The organism is Flavobacterium aurantiibacter, assembly GCF_002251775.1.
Classification (GTDB): domain Bacteria; phylum Bacteroidota; class Bacteroidia; order Flavobacteriales; family Flavobacteriaceae; genus Flavobacterium; species Flavobacterium aurantiibacter.
In genome coordinates this window covers 1-5,686 of sequence record NZ_NOXX01000106.1, presented here as the reverse complement: position 1 = coordinate 5,686, position 5,686 = coordinate 1, and the positions used below count along the sequence as shown (strand labels likewise).

The 5,686-nt window shown below is 37.8% G+C and carries 1 protein-coding gene; it reads right to left on the bottom strand.

Going from position 1 to position 5,686, the window contains the following annotated elements:
- Positions 1-116 precede the first annotated feature (116 nt).
- Positions 117-5,465 carry a LamG-like jellyroll fold domain-containing protein gene (locus CHX27_RS01645; protein WP_094485031.1) on the bottom strand — a complete coding sequence of 1,783 codons (5,349 nt, stop codon included), beginning with the start codon at positions 5,463-5,465 and terminating at the stop codon, positions 117-119.
- Between the last annotated feature and the right edge of the window lie 221 nt (positions 5,466-5,686).

The window sequence follows — 5,686 nt, the reverse complement described above, 5'->3', positions numbered from 1 at the left end:
TGTTCAATTTATTTTACTTCAAATAATTTCACCCAACGGGTTTAAGTTAATGATTTTGTTTTATAATTAATAATCACACTATATACCCATTAGATTTAATTAGTCTAAAATTACTATCATTTCACTACTATCTTTTTTGAAATTATTCCATCATCAGTTAATAATTTTATAATATAAGTGCCAGAACTCATATTACCAATCTGTAATTTAATATCTGTTTGGTCTAGATTAATTGTTTGCCATGAAGTAATTTCTTGACCTAATAGATTAAACATAATAACAGATTTTACAATTGTATCATGTTGTAAATTTTTAATGTTAATTGTATTATTTGCTTGTGAATGTGTTACGTAAATCGCCTTAACATCACCATTTTCACCAACTCCAAGTGAAGAACCATCAGTAAAACGTAGTGAGAATCGTGAGTCATAAGTTCCTGAAGGTAAATAAACCTGATACGCTTGAGATTTAATGCTGTTGTATGTATCCGATTCATTATCGTAGATAAAAATATCCTGACCCTCATCAAAGTTTTCTTTATTATCAACTACAAATGTCACTAATCCCGATGTTGCATTTTTAACACCAAGGGGATAGATAGCATTGACATTAAAAAATCCTTCGCCACTAATATTGAGTTTATTGTTATTATTAATAAAATACATATCGTTAGAAAGTGTTTCAATACTAATACCATCATATCCATTATCGTATCCTGAAGAAGCGTACTCATTCATAAAACCGAGTAATATTTGGCGATGAAGATTATCTGTTGAAGTAAATCCTAATCGAATTTTCATAAACTGCTGTTGATCAAAATCATCCTGAGTATTGTTCATTAATGGGTCAACATTTTCTGTAATTAATCTATTAACACTTCTGAACAAAGTAAAAGAGTTAACTATGTCGTCCTCCTTGATAAATAATCTTTGCGAATTGTTAAAAGTTATTGTTCCTCCACTTGTGGAACCTGTTACAAAAAAACCTTGACCTACTGGTATAAATCGCTTAGCCACTTTACTACTTGAACCTAAACCGCTAATACCTGAAGGTGCTACAGGAGGTGTACCACCTGTTTTTGTGTATGTTCCGTAACCTCCTTGATAGTCTAATAATATGTGTGACGTATTTGTATCATAATGCTCCCAGAAATAAAGTGTACCCGTAATGCTAGGAATATTATCATCAATAAATTTATTTGCATCTATTGCAGAAGCATAGGGATTACCACATAAATTTAGATTGTTGGCACTAACAGTTGAAGTAATTAAGCCGCTATTTGGTTTACCAACAAAAGTATAGTTTTGATTTAAGGTAGAAGCACCACTCCCTTTCAATGTATATCCTTGACCTGTTAACAAAGAGCCATTCTGTCCAACTTGCGACCAATTTGCGTAGGAATTTGTTGAATTTTGGAATTTATAAATCCAATAACTGCTCAAGGTTAATGGTGATGTAGGAGCTCCGTCATAACCAGTTGTCCAAACAATATTTTGTGGTGTATTTGTTGTGCCATCTTTCATAACTCCTGCCACAGTAAACCCATGATTGATTGTACTGTTATTAATTGAACTCACAGGTGAGGACCAATAATTATAATTATACAAATTAGATTGCCCTTGTTGATCTCTTTCTATAAATCCTGAACTTGAAACGTCAAGATCTGATAGAGCAGTCTGAATCAATTGCGACTTACCAACCAAGTCTATCTTTCCATCCAATTTTAAATACCAATCATTCTGTAATTTAGTATCGTTGGTCATATTCACGGTCACACCTGGATCAACAAACATACCCAAATCAATACTATTAGCAGTTTCTGTAATGTTGTGCTTCACTTGTATTATAGAAAAATCAGAATCCATAACATCTAATCCTCTTATGTCTTTAGTAGGGTCATCAACTGCCGAAGCAAAAGTACCAGTCCGCACTGTGGTGAATGGCATTGGTGCTTCTTGAACAGCAATTACTTTATGATTATACATTTTCATCCCTGCTACTTCGTCGATTGTACTAGTAGTTAGATCATCCACAATATCATCTTTGTAGGTATCCATCCTGTAATAGCGAATTAAATTGTCAAAAGGAAGCGATTCAATATCTTTAGGCACAATGGTTCCGCGAACTTGAGAGGAACTATTTTGAATCTCTTGATACACCATTCTTTGGATTTGAGTTGCAGTTAGATCCGAATTAAAGACGCGAACTTCATCAATTTTTCCTTTAAAATAATTGGTATCACTTAACGGATTTTTACCCAAAGTAAGTTTACTTGTATCAGAGGCTATACTTCCAGTAGCAGCTTGTGATGCAACCAAATTACCATTTAAATATAATGAAAGCATTCCTCCACCAAAAGTTGCAGCCACGTGATACCATTGTGAGGTATTTAAAGCTGTACCAAAAGTTAATGTGGTTCCATTAACTATGACTTGTAAATTCTTAGAATTGGTTACTCGCAGTTGTAACTTGTCTTGACCCACAACAACACCTGTTGTACTAAAAGTAGAATTCAAATCAATCCAAGCCATCAACGTTGCATTGGATAATCCTCCTAATAGAGAAACATTTTCTGCGTAATCATTTCTACCATCAAAATCTAAATAAAGTTTCCGATTCAAATCTCTTGGTGAACCTTTAACTGTATCATTCGTATCAAAAACATCTAAAATTCCATCGCTATCTGAATCACCTGATCCATCTATTCTTCCATCCCCATTAGTATCGAAACTAGCATACAATCCTGTTTGAATGTCTTTAACACCATCATTATTTGAATCCAACTGTATGTAATCCGATATACCATTGGAATCGGTATCTTGAGCATACGCTCTAAAAGTTGTTCCAAAAACAGTCGAGTTATCAAAAGAATCTAGCAACCCATCAGCATCGACATCCAATCCATCTCCTTTACCATCTCCATTAATATCACCGTCACCATTGAGAAGACCTGCCTCATCAATATCCCAGAAGGAATCGTTATCGCTGTCCAAATCTAAATAATCCGGGATTCCATCAGAATCGGTATCAATTAGACTATAAGTTGAAGCGCTGATTAAACTATCAATTGCATCATTAATCCCATTGGAATTAGAATCAGCCCAAGTAGCAACACTTGTTAAATTCATGGTAGAGGTATTTGAACTGTATTGTTTAAATCCAGCTTCTTCTATATCAGGAATTCCATCATTATCCGAATCTAAATCTAAATTATCGTTAACTCCGTCACCATCAGTGTCTTTACAACTTTGATTAATAGTGATTTGTATATCATCAATAAAATTCCCAAAATCTATACCTCCCGTTGAAGAAATCGGAGAAAAAGCAATAACTAAAGAAGTTTGTCCGTTTGGAATGGTATAAGTGCCCGCATAAGAACCCCAATCATTATTTCCATCTGACATAGTGGCTACAGTAGAAACAGACCCTAAGTTAGATCCTATTTGCAATACTGCAACATCAATTCCTGACCTACCTCTATGCTTTACATTCCAATTTATTTTGCCGCCTGTTCCATTCAAACAAAATGTTTGATAAACCGTACCAGAGTTTAACTTAATGAACTGATTTCCGACAGCCGATGGAACACCGTTAAAACCTGTGCTCCAAATTTCTAAAGTACTTTCAACGGTATTCAACCACCCAGAGGTATTTGCTAATGGCACCAAACTAGAAGTTAAGGGTGATAAAACTGGCGATTCAAAATTGCCGTTCATAAAAGCCACATTAGAACAAATTCCACACTCTAAATCATCAATAATCCCATCATTATCATCATCACCATCTAAGGCATAATCCACCCCTTCACCATCTATATCACTTTTAACAGTTATCGTACCCATTGCTGCTGTCGTACCACAACCACTTAGAAGTGAAATACTGTAGTTGAATACTCCCGATACCGTTGGAGTTCCAGATATTGTAATAGTATTACTTGACCATATAGCGATAACTCCTGGAGGTAATCCTGAAGCAGGTGAGATACCTGTGGCGCCGGTTGTCACGTGTGTAATAGGAGTCATAGAGGTATTAATATTAACCAAAGGTGTAGATGAAGCTGGACCAGCAGTACTAGCTGGAGTTACTGTAAACATACCAGTAGCATTCACATTTCCACAACCGCCTGTTAGCGGGATACTGTAGTTAAATGTACCCGAAGTGGTGGGTGTACCACTAATAGTAATCGTATTGCTAGACCAGGTTGCTGTTACACCAGCAGGAAGGCCAAGAGGAGTACCAATTCCTGTCGATCCAGTAGTTGTATGAGTTATACTCGTCATCAAAGTATTGACACAAAGTGTGGGTGAAGAAGAAGCCGCACCTACAGAGTTAATAGGATTTACAGTAATGGTTCCTACTGCATTTACATTGCTGCTGCATCCACCTGTTATTGGAATCGTATAATTAAACGTTCCCGATTGAGTAGGTGTACCACTTATAGTAATCATATTTGCTGTCCATGAGGCAGTTGTACCAGCTGGTAGGCCTGTGGGTACCCCGATACCTGAAGCACCAGCTGTGGTATGTGTAATAGGGATAAGTACTGTGTTGATACAAAGTGTTGGACTCGATGAGGCAGCGCCAGCACCACTGTTACAAACTATCTCACTTACAGCATCTCCCTTACCGATGCCGCCTGCTCCTAGGGTATACACATTTATTGCAGCCGAGATAACACTTAAGGAACCCGAGCTGCCTTGCAAGGTATAGCCAAAACCGCTGTTGTTTATAGATAATCCGCTAAAAACGCCTATCCCATTCACTGCATTAACGGTTGTTGTACCGCTTAAAGTGCCTGCACCCGGGTTGTTGGCTATGTTTAAGGTAATTGAATCGGTTGCGCCAAAAACGGGCACACCATCGGCATCCAGCAGGCCAAGTTGTGTGACAAAAGGTTGCCCTGGTTCCAAAACTGAAGGCGGTTGTGTTGTAAATACCAATTGACTAATCGTTTGTGGACCGTTTAATCTTCCACCTGCATAAGTAGTTGTGCTATCTCCTTTACCGATGCCGCCTGCACCTATAGTAAATACATTAATTGAAGATGAAGTAACGCTAAATGTACCCGAAGTGGCTTGCAAGGTATAGCCTAAACCGCTGTTATTTATAGACAATCCGCTAAAAACGGCTATCCCATTCACTGCGTTAACGGTTGTTGTACCGCTTAAAGTGCCTGCACCCGGGTTATTGGCTATGCCTAATGTGATAGCATCGTTGGCCCCAAAAACGGGAACACCATCCACATCAACCAAGCTAAGCTGTATGGCAAAAGCCTGCGTTGGTTCTAATAAATTGGGTGGCTGAGCTATAATAATCAGTTGGCTAATCGTTTGCGGACCGTTTAATCTGCCGCCCGCATAAACAGCCGAATGATCGCCTTTGCCGCTGCCACCGGTATACTGTGCATAAGTTTGGGGTACTAAACCTATTGTGATGAGTAAAATGAGCAGATTTTTTATTTTCATGACTTCTATATATATTACAAAAGGTGATAATTCATTGCAAGGTAGCCCAAATTAGAGATTTGATCTAACACCACGAAATCCGCTTGTATTGACCCGAGATACATTCACGGTAGAGGATAGTGCGCGTTCAGACACTACAGCAAGATCTGTAACTTGACTCCATTCACCCCCACGACTACCTGACCCGGCGCCTTGTGTTACACCTGTAGTATTGTTAAACG